This window comes from Salmonella sp. K21076, assembly GCF_039650795.1.
GTDB classification, from domain to species: Bacteria; Pseudomonadota; Gammaproteobacteria; order Enterobacterales; family Enterobacteriaceae; genus Salmonella; species Salmonella enterica.
In genome coordinates this window covers 191,673-207,751 of record NZ_JBCLYA010000047.1, presented here as the reverse complement: position 1 = coordinate 207,751, position 16,079 = coordinate 191,673, and the positions used below count along the sequence as shown (strand labels likewise).

The 16,079-nt window shown below is 54.0% G+C and carries 12 protein-coding genes, 1 tRNA gene, 1 other RNA gene and 2 pseudogenes; 10 read left to right on the top strand and 6 right to left on the bottom strand.

The window, feature by feature from the left end; translation table 11 throughout:
- The first annotated feature begins 52 nt into the window (after positions 1-52).
- Both AAYN39_RS15850 and AAYN39_RS15845 read left to right on the top strand, forming a co-directional pair.
- Positions 53-129, top strand: a tRNA-Pro gene (locus tag AAYN39_RS15850).
- 35 nt (positions 130-164) lie between these two features.
- Positions 165-283: non-coding RNA, RtT sRNA (locus AAYN39_RS15845), on the top strand.
- Here AAYN39_RS15845 and AAYN39_RS15840 read toward each other — a convergent pair.
- Positions 274-1,281, bottom strand: coding sequence for a substrate-binding domain-containing protein (locus tag AAYN39_RS15840; RefSeq protein WP_000290717.1), 1,008 nt, complete (start codon positions 1,279-1,281; stop codon positions 274-276). The two genes, AAYN39_RS15845 and AAYN39_RS15840, sit on opposite strands and share 10 nt — an antisense overlap.
- Positions 1,282-1,430: 149 nt before the next feature.
- Here AAYN39_RS15840 and AAYN39_RS15835 point away from each other — a divergent pair, with 149 nt between their 5' ends.
- The 7 genes and pseudogenes from AAYN39_RS15835 to dppF all read left to right on the top strand — a co-directional run bounded on the left by AAYN39_RS15835 (position 1,431) and on the right by dppF (position 10,192).
- Positions 1,431-2,555 (top strand): aryl-sulfate sulfotransferase, encoded by a 1,125-nt coding sequence (locus tag AAYN39_RS15835; RefSeq protein ID WP_000940824.1) that lies wholly within the window; start codon positions 1,431-1,433, stop codon positions 2,553-2,555.
- A gap of 57 nt (positions 2,556-2,612) precedes the next feature.
- Positions 2,613-3,937, top strand: a pseudogene (locus AAYN39_RS15830) (uracil-xanthine permease family protein).
- Positions 3,938-4,492: 555 nt separating this feature from the next.
- On the top strand, positions 4,493-6,100 hold the full coding sequence (gene dppA / locus AAYN39_RS15825; RefSeq protein ID WP_000028045.1) for a dipeptide ABC transporter periplasmic-binding protein DppA: 1,608 nt from the start codon (positions 4,493-4,495) through the stop codon (positions 6,098-6,100).
- Positions 6,101-6,256: 156 nt separating this feature from the next.
- Positions 6,257-7,276 (top strand): dipeptide ABC transporter permease DppB, encoded by a 1,020-nt coding sequence (gene dppB / locus AAYN39_RS15820; RefSeq protein WP_000938843.1) that lies wholly within the window; start codon positions 6,257-6,259, stop codon positions 7,274-7,276.
- Between the two features lie 9 nt (positions 7,277-7,285).
- Positions 7,286-8,188 (top strand): dipeptide ABC transporter permease DppC, encoded by a 903-nt coding sequence (gene dppC, locus AAYN39_RS15815; protein ID WP_000084689.1) that lies wholly within the window; start codon positions 7,286-7,288, stop codon positions 8,186-8,188.
- A 10-nt stretch (positions 8,189-8,198) separates the two neighbouring features.
- Complete coding sequence (dppD, locus tag AAYN39_RS15810; RefSeq protein ID WP_001196507.1) at positions 8,199-9,182, top strand: dipeptide ABC transporter ATP-binding protein; 984 nt, start codon at positions 8,199-8,201, stop codon at positions 9,180-9,182.
- Positions 9,179-10,192: a dipeptide ABC transporter ATP-binding subunit DppF gene (dppF, locus tag AAYN39_RS15805; protein WP_000103568.1), complete on the top strand. Its 1,014-nt coding sequence runs from the start codon at positions 9,179-9,181 to the stop codon at positions 10,190-10,192. Before dppD ends, dppF begins: the two co-directional genes overlap by 4 nt.
- A gap of 309 nt (positions 10,193-10,501) precedes the next feature.
- Here the strand turns inward: dppF and AAYN39_RS15800 are convergent, their stop codons facing one another.
- Together AAYN39_RS15800 and AAYN39_RS15795 are read right to left on the bottom strand one after the other, a co-directional pair.
- Positions 10,502-11,800, bottom strand: coding sequence for an aromatic amino acid transport family protein (locus tag AAYN39_RS15800; RefSeq protein ID WP_001150177.1), 1,299 nt, complete (start codon positions 11,798-11,800; stop codon positions 10,502-10,504).
- A 117-nt stretch (positions 11,801-11,917) separates the two neighbouring features.
- Positions 11,918-12,070 (bottom strand): annotated as a pseudogene (locus tag AAYN39_RS15795) (PLP-dependent transferase); the annotation flags it as partial.
- Positions 12,071-12,442: 372 nt separating this feature from the next.
- On the opposite strand from AAYN39_RS15795, the gene AAYN39_RS15790 reads away from it, so the two are divergent.
- A complete protein-coding gene (locus AAYN39_RS15790) occupies positions 12,443-12,550 on the top strand; it encodes a type I toxin-antitoxin system toxin Ldr family protein (protein ID WP_001537650.1) in 108 nt (35 codons plus the stop codon).
- An 81-nt stretch (positions 12,551-12,631) separates the two neighbouring features.
- Here AAYN39_RS15790 and bcsG read toward each other — a convergent pair whose 3' ends face one another.
- Genes bcsG through bcsE form a run of 3 tightly spaced genes read right to left on the bottom strand, consistent with a single transcriptional unit; the run spans position 12,632 to position 16,067 of the window.
- Complete coding sequence (gene bcsG / locus AAYN39_RS15785; RefSeq protein WP_000192026.1) at positions 12,632-14,311, bottom strand: cellulose biosynthesis protein BcsG; 1,680 nt, start codon at positions 14,309-14,311, stop codon at positions 12,632-12,634.
- Positions 14,308-14,499: a cellulose biosynthesis protein BcsF gene (gene bcsF, locus AAYN39_RS15780; protein WP_000988321.1), complete on the bottom strand. Its 192-nt coding sequence runs from the start codon at positions 14,497-14,499 to the stop codon at positions 14,308-14,310. Before bcsF ends, bcsG begins: the two co-directional genes overlap by 4 nt.
- Entirely contained in the window at positions 14,496-16,067 is a 1,572-nt protein-coding gene (bcsE, locus tag AAYN39_RS15775) for a cellulose biosynthesis c-di-GMP-binding protein BcsE (protein ID WP_001205773.1), read from the bottom strand. The genes bcsF and bcsE overlap by 4 nt, the downstream gene beginning before the upstream one ends.
- Between the last annotated feature and the right edge of the window lie 12 nt (positions 16,068-16,079).

Sequence of the window (16,079 nt, the reverse complement as noted above, 5' to 3'; positions counted from 1 at the left end):
GCGACTAAGGGATTGACGGGCGTGCGCCTGAGCAGTAAGATGCGCCCGCATTCGGTGATTGGCGCAGCCTGGTAGCGCACTTCGTTCGGGACGAAGGGGTCGGAGGTTCGAATCCTCTATCACCGACCAAATTCAGAAACCCTGCTCAGCGAGCAGGGTTTTTTGTATCTGAAGCCTGACGAGGATGAGAACCTCCGGGGGCAAGAGGTTCGACTCGAGCGAAGCGAGAGAACGTTGCGTCAGCAACGGCCCGCAGTGGCAAGTCATCCTCTGTCACCGGCAGGTTGACGCTCGCACCACCAGTTCAGGCATGATCCCGTCGCTGTAGCTGACCTTCTCACCCGACAGAACGGCAAACAGGAGTGTGATTGCCTGTCGCGCCACCTCATCAAGATGCATATTCACTGCCGTCAGCGGCGGCAGCGATTCGCGCGCGCGGATACCGTCATAGCGAGTAACCACCCGTATTTGTTCAGGTATGGCGATGTCTTGTTCCTGGAAAGCCCGTACCGCGCCGCTGGCAAAGGTATCTATCAGCACCAGCACGCCGTCAACGTCGGGATGCGCCTGTAATAGCTGCTGCGCGGCCTGGTAGCCGGCATTTTCACCCTCGCTTTCATTGAGAGAGTAGACGACGGGGTCCTGGCGCCCCGCGCACCAGCGCTGGTAAGCCGCTTCGCTCTCTAGAACTGATGTTCGCCGTGTGTTACCGACAAATAACGCACATTTGCTGGCACCGGAGGCCTCCAGATGCGTTAGCAGAAGCTGTGCTGTTGCCGCCGAGTGCAGCTCAACCCACGGCACAGGCGTGTCGGTCCCCGGCGTGCGGCCAATGGTGACGCAGGGAATGCCCGCTTGCGCCAGCGCCTGGAGCTGCGGGTCGTTCTCCGCCGGCTCAATCAGGATCGCCGCGTCAAAGCTGACGGCATCCAGTGGATTTACCCCTGGTGGCACCAGAATCAGCGCATGCTGTTTTTCCAGCGCCATCATCGCGGACGTTAACGCCACCTCCATCATAAATCCCAGTCGTGATGCGCCGGAGGCAATCGCCAGCGGCACCGAAGAGAGCAAAGCAATGGTATTGGTTTTGCCGGTTCGTAACTGGCGAGCGCGAATATTCGGCGTGTAGTTGAGCGCAACAATGGCCTCTTCAATACGCCGTCGCGTCTGCGGCTCGACAAAGCGGGTGTTGTGCAATGCATTGGATACCGTCCCTGGCGAGACGCCTGCATGGCGGGCAACATCAATCAACTTTGCGCGTTTTTTATTTTGAACAGCCATCTGCTTCCTGACCTGCGAAAATTTGCGCACAGGGTAGCATATTTACCAGACGGTAACGTTTGCTTTTTTTCGGTGGTGATCGTAAAAAACTCTTCATTAAAACGTTTTAATGGAGTATTTTGGCGCAAATCTATTCCTCAGGAGGCGATGTGGCACACTTAACTCAGGATTCGACTTTCACCCTTGGACGCCGTCCGGCGGGCCTTATCTACGCTGATAAGGCGAAGAGCTTTGGCGGCTATACGCTTTTTGCGCCGCAAACCGCCGAAGGGCGGGTTTACCTGGTGGACGAGCAGGGCGAAGTCGCGCATCAGTGGCAGCTTCCGGTTCGCGCCGGGCGTGATGCGGTGCTGCTGCCGAACGGTAATCTGGGTTATAACGGCAGCCACCGCACTTCAGCGAACCTCTATCCGGCGTGGGATCTCTGGCACGGCGGCGACTTCTACGAAGTGACGCCGGATAACGAAATCGTCTGGCATTACGAAGATATTTACCATCACCATGATGCGCAATGGTTGGCGAACGGTAATCTGCTGTATACCGCCGCGTCGCCGTTACCTGCCGATATCGCCGCCCGTGTTACCGGCGGCGACCCGCGCCGCGATGCGCCGGACGGCGTGATTCAGAGCGACGTCGTCAAAGAGGTCAATCGCGACGGTGAAGTGGTGTGGGAATGGCGTGCCTGGGAGCATTTGAATCCGGAAGATTTCCCGATTCATGATATTTTCGACCGCCGCCACTGGCCGATGATTAACGGCCTGTCCGTCACCCGTGATGGCCTGGTACTGATGAGCCTGCGTACCACTTCCGGCGTCATTGCCGTGGATAAAGAGAGCGGGAAGGTTATCTGGCATGCAGGGCCGGAAGTGGTAGCGCAGCAGCACACGCCGGTTGAGATGGAGAACGGGTCGATTCTGGTTTTCGATAACGGCAACCTGCGTCCCGGCGTCACCTCGCCGCATTCCACGGTGCTGGAGTTCGATCCGCAGATCAAAGCGATTACCTGGCAGTATCGCGATATCTTCCCGCCGGCGTTTTTCTCGCCGTATATGGGGAGCGCGCAGCGGCTGGCGAACGGCAACACCTTTATCTGTGAATCGGCGTTTGGCCGCCTGTTTGAAGTTACCCCGGAAGGCGAAACGGTATGGGAATATATCATTCCGTTCTTTAATGAATATCCGGAGCACCTCAGTAAAGGCATTATTCCTGGAAAACAGAACAGCGCCTTCCGTGCGCATCGCTATGCCGCTGATGCCATTAGTTGGTTGAAATAATGCAGACCGCCAGCCCGCGCTGGCGGTTATTTTTTTGATGTTTTATGGGAGTTAATCATGCCGCAGCCTGGCCTTACTACGCCGGATAACGATGCATTACCCTGGCAAACCACCTTACTTTTGGCGCTTCAGCATGTGCTGGTCGTTGCCGCCACCCCCATTACCTCCGTCTTTCTGATCGCCAAAGCGCTCCACTTTACCGATACGGTGACCGCCTCGGTACTTAGCGCGACCTTTCTGATGTGCGGTCTGGGCGCTATTCTGCAAAGCCTGGGTGTGAAAGGGGTGGGCGCGCGTTTGCCGTTTATTATGGTACCGGGGGGCGCGCCGATTGCGATTTTCGTTGCGATCGCTTTACAGACCAATATCCAGACCGCGATTGGCGCCGTAATTCTGACCTCGCTGTTCTACTTTATCGCGTTGCTGATTTTCCGCCGCTGCCTGCACCATTTTCCCCCCTTTATCATTGGCATCATGCTGCTAATGGTGTCGATTAACCTTATTCGCCTGTACGGCGGGTTGATCATTGGCCAGCCAGGGAGCGCCGACTTCGCTCATCCAACCAGTATCATTTTATCGCTGGGGACTATCCTGATAACGCTGATTTTCGCGCTGGCGTTTAGCGGTATTTTGCGCCAGCTGGCGGTGATGTTCGGCCTTTTAGCGGGGACGCTGCTGGGAATGGCGCTGGGCAGCACCGATTTTAGCGGTGTTAGTCACGGGCCGCTGTTTAGTTTCCCACAGCTTTTGCCGTTCGGCTGGCCGATTTTTGATCTCTCCGCCTCGCTGCCTTTACTGATTTACGCGGTCATCTCTATGGCTGAAGCAACTGGGCAAACGATTGCGACCGCGGAAATAGTCAATTCCACGCAAAATGTGCAACAGGCGATTCCACGTACCATTCGTGGTGATGCGGTAATGTCGCTGCTGGGGGGATTTTTGGCACCTCCTTAATTATCACCTCCGGCGAAAATATTGGGGTGATACGCACCACTAACGTGAAATCGCGTTTCGTGACTGCGGCTGCCGGAGGATTGTTAATCCTGATTGCCATATTCGCGCCGCTGGTACGTCTGGCGACCTGTCTGCCAGGTTCGGTGGTGTGCGGTACGGCGGTGATTGTCTTCAGCATTATCGGGGTTATCGGCATTGATATGATTGCGCGTGAGCCACTGCATACGCCGGGTAAAACCTACGCGCTGGCGATGGGGCTGGCCATGGGAATGCTACCTATACTGGTACCCGGCCTGTATCAGAATTTCCCGGCGGGCGTACAGATGGTCTTTGGCAACGGCATGGCAGCGGGGACGTTGACGGCGATTCTGGTGAACTCGTTGTTTAACTGGAGCGAAAAGCGCACGCAGGCCAGGGCCAAAAGTTAGTTTTTGTGATCGCGGTAGGCCGCACGACGGCCTACTTATTTACAATTTTGTAACATATTCGATGGTGTTTTTCAATGTCCGGATCACTCTTCTTTGCACACGGCTTATGGATAACCTCAGCATTTTCGCCTGTGCGTTTTAGCGTTAGTGGTATTAATCGCTCAGATAATCAACATATCGAAAGAAATTTTTCAATTAATGGCTAATTGTTAATCACTAACTGTTGCAAAATATTAAGTGAATAACTCTGCCTTTCTGCCTGTAGCACAAATTTCCCTGCTGAAAATACCCTTCTGAACTTTTTTTAATCTTTGTTTGTTAATTCTCACCGTTGTTGTAAAAGCTGGTTACCTGTATTGACGTTTTGACATTCTATTGACAGATTGTAGGGAATGAGGGGCATTTTATGGAGAATCCGCACTGCAACTCAGTCGATTATGCGAACGGAATCCCCACCTCTCACTACTGACCTGACCAGGTAAAAAACAAAAAAGGCCGAGCGGTAAAAGTCTTTGCAAAGGGCAAAACAACATACATCACAATTGGAGCAGAAGAATGAGTATTTCCTTGAAGAAGTCAGGGATGCTGAAGCTTGGTTTGAGCCTGGTGGCCATGACCGTTGCAGCAAGCGTGCAGGCCAAAACCCTGGTTTATTGTTCAGAAGGCTCGCCGGAAGGCTTTAACCCACAGCTCTTTACGTCTGGCACCACCTATGATGCCAGCTCCGTACCTATCTATAACCGTCTGGTTGAATTCAAAACCGGCACCACGGAAGTGATCCCGGGTCTTGCTGAGAAGTGGGATATCAGCGAAGACGGTAAAACCTATACGTTCCACCTACGTAAAGGGGTGAAATGGCAATCCAGCAAGGATTTCAAACCCACGCGCGAGCTGAACGCCGATGATGTCGTGTTCTCTTTTGACCGGCAGAAAAACGAGCAGAACCCGTACCATAAAGTGTCTGGCGGCAGCTATGAATACTTTGAAGGCATGGGGCTGCCGGATCTGATTAGCGAAGTGAAGAAGGTAGACGATCACACGGTGCAGTTTGTGCTGACGCGTCCGGAAGCGCCGTTCCTTGCCGATTTAGCCATGGACTTCGCCTCTATTCTTTCCAAAGAATATGCTGACAACATGCTGAAAGCCGGTACGCCGGAAAAAGTGGATCTGAATCCGGTCGGCACTGGCCCATTCCAACTGGTGCAATATCAGAAAGATTCCCGCATTCTCTACAAAGCCTTTGACGGCTACTGGGGCACGAAGCCGAAAATTGACCGCCTGGTTTTCTCCATTACGCCTGACGCCTCTGTGCGTTACGCCAAACTGCAGAAGAACGAATGTCAGGTGATGCCGTATCCGAACCCGGCGGATATTGCGCGCATGAAAGAAGATAAAAACATCAACCTGATGGAGCAGGCCGGTCTGAACGTGGGTTATCTCTCCTATAACGTGCAGAAAAAACCGCTGGATGACGTCAAAGTTCGCCAGGCGTTGACCTATGCCGTGAATAAAGAGGCCATCATCAAAGCCGTTTATCAGGGCGCAGGCGTTGCGGCGAAAAACCTGATCCCGCCGACGATGTGGGGCTACAACGACGATATTAAAGACTACGGCTACGATCCGGAAAAAGCGAAGGCGCTGCTGAAAGAAGCCGGTCTGGAAAAAGGCTTCACCATCGATCTATGGGCGATGCCGGTACAGCGTCCCTATAACCCGAATGCGCGTCGTATGGCGGAAATGATCCAGGCGGACTGGGCGAAGATTGGCGTTCAGGCCAAAATTGTCACCTATGAATGGGGCGAATACCTCAAGCGCGCTAAAGATGGCGAGCACCAGACGGTGATGATGGGCTGGACCGGCGATAATGGCGATCCGGATAACTTCTTCGCCACGCTGTTCAGCTGCGATGCCGCCCAGCAAGGCTCCAACTATTCAAAATGGTGCTACAAGCCGTTTGAAGACCTGATTCAGCCTGCGCGTGCGACCGATGACCACAACAAGCGTATTGAACTCTATAAACAGGCCCAGGTTGTGATGCATGACCAGGCGCCAGCGCTGATCATCGCTCACTCCACGGTTTATGAGCCAGTACGTAAAGAAGTTAAAGGCTATGTGGTTGACCCATTAGGCAAACATCACTTCGAAAACGTCTCTGTCGAATAATTAAAAGAGCGCTGCGCCCCGGTGTTGTGTAGGCCGGATAAGCGCAGCGCCATCCGGCGTAATGCTTTATCCGCGATGCAGTTTGCGTGGGATAAGATTTGTGAGCAATACAGACTCACGGTTCCAGGCCGTGCGTCATGAGAGAGAATTCGGGTTATGTTGCAGTTCATTCTCCGACGTTTGGGACTCGTTATCCCGACGTTTATCGGTATTACCCTTCTCACCTTTGCCTTTGTCCACATGATCCCCGGCGATCCGGTGATGATCATGGCGGGTGAGCGAGGTATTTCCCCTGAGCGTCATGCTCAACTGCTGGCTGAACTCGGTCTTGATAAACCGATGTGGCAGCAGTACCTCCATTATATCTGGGGGGTGATGCATGGCGATTTAGGCATCTCGCTGAAAAGCCGAATCCCCGTGTGGGACGAGTTCGTACCTCGCTTTAAAGCGACGCTGGAACTTGGCGTCTGCGCCATGATTTTTGCCGTCGCCGTGGGGATTCCGGTGGGCGTGCTGGCCGCAGTGAAGCGCGGTTCTATCTTCGATCACACTGCCGTTGGCCTGGCGCTGACCGGTTACTCTATGCCTATCTTCTGGTGGGGCATGATGCTGATCATGCTGGTCTCCGTCCACTGGAACCTGACGCCGGTTTCCGGGCGCGTGAGCGATATGGTGTTCCTTGATGATACCAATCCGTTGACGGGCTTTATGCTGATCGACACCGCTATCTGGGGCGAAGAGGGTAACTTTATTGATGCGCTGGCGCATATGATCCTGCCTGCGATGGTGCTCGGCACAATCCCGCTGGCCGTCATTGTGCGTATGACCCGTTCGTCGATGCTGGAAGTGCTGGGGGAGGATTACATCCGTACCGCACGCGCCAAAGGGTTGACCAGGATGCGCGTCATTATCGTCCATGCTCTGCGTAACGCCATGCTGCCAGTCGTCACCGTGATCGGCCTGCAGGTCGGGACGCTGTTGGCTGGCGCGATTCTGACAGAAACTATCTTCTCGTGGCCCGGTCTGGGGCGCTGGCTGATCGATGCGCTGCAACGCCGCGATTATCCGGTAGTGCAGGGCGGCGTGTTACTGGTAGCGACGATGATTATTCTCGTCAACCTGCTGGTAGACCTGCTGTACGGCGTGGTGAACCCGCGTATTCGGCATAAGAAGTAAGGGGCCATCATGTCACAGGTTACTGAAAATAATGTTAATGCCGCACCGGCGCCCATGACGCCATTGCGGGAGTTCTGGCACTATTTCAAACGCAATAAAGGCGCGGTCGTCGGGCTGGCGTATGTTCTCATCGTGATCCTGATTGCGGTGTTTGCCAACTTTATTGCGCCGTACAACCCGGCAGAGCAGTTCCGCGATGCGCTGCTGGCGCCGCCGGTCTGGCAGGAAGGCGGCAGTTGGGCGCATATTCTGGGAACGGATGATGTTGGTCGCGATGCCCTCTCGCGCCTGATGTATGGCGCGCGTTTGTCGCTGCTGGTCGGCTGTCTGGTGGTCGTCCTGTCGCTGGTCATGGGGATTATTCTCGGCCTAGTCGCGGGCTACTTCGGCGGTCTGGTCGATAACATCATCATGCGCGTGGTCGATATTATGCTGGCCCTGCCGAGCCTGCTGCTGGCGCTGGTGCTGGTGGCGATCTTCGGCCCCTCCATCGGCAACGCTGCGCTGGCGTTGACGTTTGTGGCGCTGCCGCACTATGTCCGCTTAACCCGCGCGGCGGTTCTGGTAGAGGTGAACCGCGATTATGTGACTGCCTCCCGCGTGGCGGGCGCAGGCGCGATGCGTCAGATGTTCGTCAATATTTTCCCGAACTGCCTTGCGCCGCTGATCGTTCAGGCATCGCTCGGTTTCTCTAACGCCATTCTCGATATGGCCGCCCTCGGCTTTCTTGGCATGGGCGCGCAGCCGCCTACGCCGGAATGGGGCACCATGCTCTCTGATGTATTGCAGTTCGCGCAAAGCGCCTGGTGGGTCGTGACCTTCCCGGGGCTGGCGATTCTGCTGACGGTACTGGCATTTAACCTGATGGGTGACGGTCTGCGTGACGCGCTCGATCCCAAACTGAAGCAGTAAGAGGTTCGAGATGGCGTTATTAAATGTAGATCAATTATCGGTGCACTTCGGCGACGAAGGGACACCGTTCAAAGCCGTCGACCGCATTAGCTACAGCGTGAAGCAGGGTGAGGTGGTCGGTATTGTCGGCGAGTCTGGTTCCGGCAAATCCGTCAGCTCGCTGGCGATTATGGGGCTTATCGATTACCCAGGCCGCGTGATGGCGGAAAACCTGCTCTTTAACGGACAGGATCTGAAGCGCATTTCCGAGAAGGAACGTCGCAACCTGGTGGGCGCTGAAGTGGCGATGATTTTCCAGGACCCGATGACCAGCCTCAATCCTTGCTATACCGTTGGCTTTCAGATTATGGAAGCCATCAAGGTACATCAGGGCGGGAACAAGAAAACCCGTCGTCAGCGAGCGATTGACCTGTTGAACCAGGTGGGTATTCCCGATCCGGCTTCTCGTCTGGATGTCTATCCGCACCAGCTTTCTGGCGGCATGAGTCAGCGCGTGATGATTGCGATGGCCATAGCCTGTCGACCAAAGCTGTTAATTGCTGATGAACCGACCACGGCGCTGGATGTGACCATTCAGGCGCAAATCATTGAGCTGCTGCTGGAGTTGCAGCAAAAAGAGAACATGGCGCTGGTGCTGATTACCCATGACTTGGCGCTGGTGGCGGAAGCGGCGCACAAAATTATCGTCATGTACGCCGGGCAGGTCGTCGAAACCGGCGCTGCGCAGGATATTTTCCGCGCGCCGCGTCATCCGTATACCCAGGCATTGCTACGTGCGTTACCAGAGTTTGCGCAAGATAAAGCGCGTCTGGCGTCGCTGCCGGGCGTGGTGCCGGGGAAATATGACCGACCGACGGGTTGTCTGCTTAACCCTCGCTGCCCCCACGCCACGGACAGATGTCGTGCGGAAGAACCTGCTCTCAACCAACTGGACGATGGACGTCAGTCAAAATGTCATTACCCACTCGATGATGCCGGGAGGCCCACACTATGAGTACGCATGAGGCCACCTTGCAACAGCCGCTGTTGCGGGCTATCGACCTGAAAAAACACTATCCGGTGAAGAAGGGGATCTTTTCTCCGGAACGGCTGGTAAAAGCGCTGGACGGCGTGTCGTTTAATCTCGAACGCGGTAAAACGCTGGCGGTAGTGGGGGAGTCCGGTTGTGGAAAATCCACACTGGGTCGCCTGCTGACGATGGTTGAAACGCCAACCGGCGGCGAGCTTTATTACCAGGGGCAGGATCTGCTCAAACACGATCCGCACGCGCAGAAACTGCGGCGGCAGAAAATTCAGATTGTGTTTCAGAACCCCTACGGTTCCCTGAACCCACGCAAGAAAGTGGGGCAAATTCTGGAAGAACCGTTGCTGATTAACACCTCGCTCAGCAAAGAGCAGCGCCGTGAAAAAGCGCTGGCGATGATGGCGAAGGTGGGGCTGAAAACCGAGCACTACGACCGCTATCCGCATATGTTCTCCGGCGGCCAGCGTCAGCGTATCGCTATCGCCCGCGGTCTGATGCTTGATCCGGACGTAGTGATTGCCGACGAACCGGTCTCCGCGCTCGACGTGTCGGTGCGCGCTCAGGTGCTGAACCTGATGATGGATTTGCAACAGGATATGGGGCTGTCTTATGTCTTTATCTCGCACGACCTGTCGGTGGTGGAGCACATTGCCGATGAAGTAATGGTCATGTACTTAGGCCGCTGCGTGGAGAAAGGGACCAAAGAGCAGATTTTTAACAATCCACGTCATCCCTATACCCAAGCGTTGCTCTCCGCCACGCCGCGGCTGAATCCGGACGATCGCCGTGAGCGGATTAAGCTGACCGGCGAGTTGCCGAGTCCGCTGAACCCGCCGCCGGGCTGCGCCTTCAACGCCCGCTGCCGCCGTCGCTTCGGACCCTGTACGCAGTTACAGCCGCAGCTTAAAGAGTACGACGGCCAGTTGGTGGCCTGCTTTGCCGTCGATCAGGATGAAAACCCGCAGAAGCCGCTGAGTTAATTGCGTTTTATGCCGGATGGCGGCTGCGCCTTATCAAGCCTACACCTTACTTGTAGGCCTGGTAAGCGTAGCGCCACCGGGCATGGCTCTCCGGTACGACTTAGAGCCTATCCCATTAGGGCTATTTTACTTGCCATTTTGGACTTGGGCAGTGCTCGCCAAAACGCGTTAGCGTTTTGAACGCCGCTAGCGGCGGCCCGAAGGGCGAGCGTAGCGAGTCAAACCTCACGTACTACGTGTACGCTCCGGTTTTTGCGCGCTGTCCGTGTCCAAACTGGCTGTGCCAATAACGCCTGGTGGGATAGGCTCTTATTCAATCAATTTTAATAACGGCGACAGGCACAACAATATTCCATATAACAGAATAAGCCAGGTTTTCAGGCCGCGTAATTTTTCCAGTTGCGCTACTTTATAAATCAGGAAAAAGGGAATAATACACGCGACAATGCCATAAAGCGGACTGCCTAACTGGAAAAAGACCAATACTGAGACGCGAAACGAAACCCAAATAACCAGAGTAACCACGATAAAGACACAGATTCCAGATGTCAGTAACAGTGGGTTGATGTTTTTGACATCCATAATGCGACTCAACACATTCAGTACAATACCTTTAAGCGCTTCGTGAAAACCTAAATAAATACCAAAGAACGCGGTAAGTACGGCAAAAATATTGAGGATGGTAGAGGTAATGTGGATGATCTGGCCAGGGATTACCTGAGCTGCCAGCGCAAGAGCGGAAATATTCTGCTCGAACGCTGATACCGCCTCTTCATGACTAATCGAAAAGGTAAACGAAAACGAGAAAAAGAGAATAATGGCAATCAGCGTAATATAGCTAATGCGATGCGTGCGAATCGCCATCCGGGTGGCCAGCACACGGTCAGGTTCGCGCTTACGATAGGCGATGTTCATTGGGTTTAGCACCTGAATGAAGACCGCAGAAAAGAAGCAAAATGGGATAGTGAGCAGTACGTCGCGAAAGAAAACCGATGCGGCGGGAAAGGCGGAAATATTATCAAGATTCCAGTGTGGGATCATCGCCAAACCGAATATCAGAATGATCCCGACTTTTACCACTACCATCGGGCCGGAAATTTTAAATAATAGCTTTTCCCCGCCGGAGGCAATCGCCACCAGCACGGCGAAAATCGCGACTTTATAGATAATAGACTGCGAAAGATCGGCCTCAGTAAGGCCGAAGGTTTTGATATAGGAGGCGCTATCAAACACCACCGACAGGGAGTAAATAAACACCCCGTGGATAATCATAAGAAAATAGATTACACCGAGAAAAACGCCCCAGTTTTTGCCAAGATAGTGACTGATAATATCCGTATAATCGTCACAGGTTTCGCTTTCAGATAACGTTTTTAGATAAATATCCTGCACAATATAGGTAGCGGGATAGGCGATGATAAAAGCGGTAATAAATACCCAGATCCCCTTGAGACCGATTTGCACTGGCATTAAGACGGTACCGGCGCCGATTGCCATACCGATACACAAGAGCACCCAGCCAAAATCATATTTTGTAAACGGTAATCTCGTTGAAAGCGGTGTGGTCGTAGCGTTACTGTTATTTAATGGTAATGTGTCGTCCTGCATAGAGCCCCCTGCCCAAAATATACGCAGCTCTCTCATAAAGAATGCTGCCTATAACCAGGCTATAGTGCCTTGATACCCGATGCGGCAAACCGGTGACAGCGGTTCGCCGAGCAATCGTCAGAATGCTGCTTTTCTGCTGGCGCGTTCAAGGTCATGAATAATATCGTCGGGATCTTCAGGTCCCGCTGAAAGACGGATAAGTTCGTCGGTAATACCTGCTTTTAGCCATTCCTCTGGCGCAACAGGCGAATATGTCATAGACGCAGGATGCTGAACGAGGGTTTCGGTATCACCGGGACTGGCCGCGAGGAGGCATAATTTACAGAATTGAGCGGCTGACTGCCAGCCTCAGAAATGCTGAATGTATTCTGGCAAATAAAAGTAGTCGTCTGCGAAGCGTCACGCAGATTGCACGTTAGCGCCGTGCCGGGACGGGGATTTTGCCGTAATATCAGCAGCAAGCCGGGTTTACCCGGTGAGGCGCAATGTTGCGGGGGCTTGAGCCCCGGCGGCATAGGTTGCTGGATAGAGAAAACCCCCGCACGTTGACTGGTATAAACCTGGCAACCTGACGGGGGCTAACTTGAACCCAAACACTTTAAAGATAGCCGCGAACGGTTGCCATTGCAACAAGGCGGCTATATGACGCTTACGCAGTTGGGCGTGGCCTTCTGGCACGATCTGGCGGCGCCGATCATTGCTGGCATTATCGCCAGTGTGATCGTCAACTGGCTACGTGACAGGAAGTAACGCGTTTTGAGCGTCTGTCCGCCGTAATGGCAACATGCGCCCGAGCCAGGCCGCAGGGGAAACCTTGCGGCCTTTTTCGGTTTACTGCGGGTAAGGCACCCAGTCGCCGCCATTCAGACGAACGTAGGGCTTACCCTGGTACTGAATCACCACCGCATTAGCGTTTTCTGAAACCGGCGCGGTTTGCGGCAGATTGCTGGTCAGCTTGTTCCAGTTCACACTGTCTTCGGTAAAGAGCTTACCGTCCACGGCGCGTACGACCAGTTCGGAAATCGCCAGGTAGCTGCTCGGCTGATTAATATCAATCGGCGCGCCCTCATGCGGGGCTTTCATGCCAAAAAATTTCACGCCCGCCGGGACGTTGGTGATGGAGGGGCTGGGAATATCGCGCAGGCCTGAGATCTGCATTCTGTCGCCCTTCAGCGCGCCGCCGTGCTCCGGTACGACGACTACCATCACCTTACGCCCGGATTTCTCCAGTTCGGTAAAGAAGGCGTCCAGTTCATCGAACAGTTTCTGCGCGCGGATTTTATAATCCGCCGTTTTGCTGACGCCAGGGAAGTGGTTGCCATCGTGCAGCGGCAGCAGGTTAAAGAAAGTCGCGGAGCGGGAATTGGCTTCACGTTCTTCCCCTGTTAACCAGCGGTTCAGGACCGCCAGATCGTCATATACCGGCGAGCCGTCGAATGACAGCAGGGCGGTTGGCAGGCCGGACTGGTTCATCAGTTCGCTCTGCATACCGCCGTTTTCGCGAACTTCTTTCAGGAAGCCGCCAAATTCACCGTTATGATCCATCATCAGATGCTGAGTAAAGCCCAGTTTCGCCAGATTATCAAACAGATAACATTCGTTATTGGCTGGTTGATAAAGTCGGGTATGCGAAGGTTGACCACAGCTGGCGCGCAGCAGACGAATGGCCGCCGGGCCGCTGTAAGACGTACCGGAATTAAAGTGTTTAAACAAAATGTCAAAGTGCGACCATAGCGGATGTGACATCAGGCCTGCCGCTTCGACATCCGACCAGGAGAGCGAACAAATATTGATGACCAATAGGTCGAACGGCTGCGCATCAGGCGGAAGCTGCGCCGGGAACGTCGTTTTCCGCTTTTCTTCCGCGGCATAGAAGGTGTTCAACCAGGCGTTCAGATTCGCGGTCGTTGGCGGCGCGGTTTGCGCAGGCATATCGCCGATGACCGGCTTATCGCCCGCTGTCGCGACGGTAGCGGCCGCGTTACCGCCAGTCGTCGTCACCGTATCGGTTGGCTGGCCTGCCGGCCACAGCGTAAAAACCGGGCCGGTTAATGTCAGGACATTCAGCCATACCATGATGGCGACCACAAACACCGTAACCCGAATCCACTGTGATAAAAATAGCCAGGCAACCAGCAGTACGAAGATGGCGCCGATCATTTGCCAGTTAATAAAACGGGCGATCAGATCGAGCAGATAACCGGAGCTGAATTCCGCCACCTGCGTCCCCTGGCTCATAATGCTTTGCGGGCCGGGCAGCCAGGTATCATGCCAGAACAGCGCGAAGCCGACGGGAATGGCAATCCAGTGGCGCAACCGGTGAAGGCGATATTTTGGTATTGGCATGAGCAGAAACGCCATGAATACCAGATTCAGTAAAGGATGAAAATTCAGATAGCCTGCCCACAGCAGGCCAAACTTGACCAGAAAATAGAAGTTCCAGCCGGAAAGACCGCGCCAGTATTGCCAGAGCGGAGAAGGCATTGAAGGAGTTTGAGTATGCTGAGTCATTTTTTGTCTGCCTTGACTTTCGTAGCGCGGCGCAGAGTTCCGGCTGGTTTTACATAACGAGGTTTGGCAAATAGCAGCCGGGTCGTATCACTGATACGGCGTAGCGAATGACGCGCCAGATACCCCAGCGGAAAGAAAATCAGCGCGCAAAAAAGAATAATTTGCACGATATCGCTGATGGTCATCATGATGCACGCTCCGCGGTGTCGTCGAGCAATCGCAGGGGTTCAGGAATACGACGCCAGATGCGGCCATCGTGTTCGGCATTTATTACCGGGTCGGCGCGTTTTGCCAGCGGTAGCGGCGTTCCCCACAGTTCCGGCGACAATAAGCGCATCTGCACCAGCTCGGCGCTGATTTGTTTATCTTCGAACCAGACCATACGATTAGAGAAAATATCGCCTGTCGGCAAAGGGAAAATATGGTTTAACGCGGTATCCAGATCGTTGACCCGGCAGAATGATAAAAACAGCACCAGACGGTTGCCGCCGATGGTCATAATATCGCCGGTTCGGCTTGGTCGACATAATGTTAACGCCTGCTCAACCCGAATGCCCGGCACCGGGCGCAGCGCGACCAGAACGCCTTTCCCGTCGGCGGGGAGCAGGGTGTTGCTCATCATCGTATGGATGGCATCGCAAAAGGTATCCCACGGCTGAAAACCGCGCAGTTTCAACGGTTGCGTCATCGACAGTAGCGTGGTGATGTCTTCCGGTACGTAACGGCTGAACTGCTGCCCCTGCACGCTTTCAATAAGCGTCAGACAGCGTGAAAGCGGGGCGTTCCAGGGAATGATCATATTCGCGCCGCAGCCCAGCAGCAGGCGCTCATCGGTGGCGCGCAAACTGGCGATATTTTCGCGCACGACAATTTTCAGCGCGCTTCCCCGCTGGCGTCGCAAAGTATGAATGCGACGAGCAAGCGGTTCGATTTGGTTGTTCTGTGTAAGCGAAAAAATAATTGTCGCGGCCTGCGCCGTGCGCGCGTCGTTGAATAGCGCTTCGTTATTGTCGAAAAGCGTCCAGTGTTCCGAGAGCGGCGGCGCGCCTTCAAGGACGGCGACGTGGCTAAGAATGCGTTTTTCGTCGCTACGCGGCTGAATTGCCGTCTCCTCCTGATGGGATAGCGTCCAGCGTTCGTCCTGCTGACATAGCAATAACTGCTGTCGGGCGCTGACGCCTTTTTCGTTACACCAGAAGGCAATATCGAACAAATGTTGGTCGCCCTGAAAACGTAAACTGGCGAGGCCGAAAAGTGAGCGATACTCGCCCATCAACAACGAGGACTGTTTATCACTATTATTACAAGGGGTAATAACCAACAATGAACAGTGATGAAAACGAGTCCATTTATTCATTTTTTCCAGCCATTTATGCAGGCTTTCTGACGTTATATTCCGCCACGTGTTATTTGCACAAATAAGAATGAAAAAGTAATGCGTCGGGTTAACAGAACAAAGCAAATCGTGGGGCAAAGAGTATAGCCCTTTTTCTGAATCCGGCATGGTAAATAAGCGGATTTTCTCCGGACCGTGAGATTCATCTAATTTGATTACTTTGCCAGGATCGCCTTCCATGCCGATGACGGCGACATTTGCATTCTCCGTTTGTGACGCAATCGTTTGATTCACCAGGCTGATGGCATCTTGCTGGCGATCGGCGTTAACCCACCAGACGCCGCCGGTTGGCATATGGCGCAGTTCATCCCATAATGATGAGATGCCGAGAGAAAATACGGGGTCCACAGTGTCCCTCATGTCACTATTTTA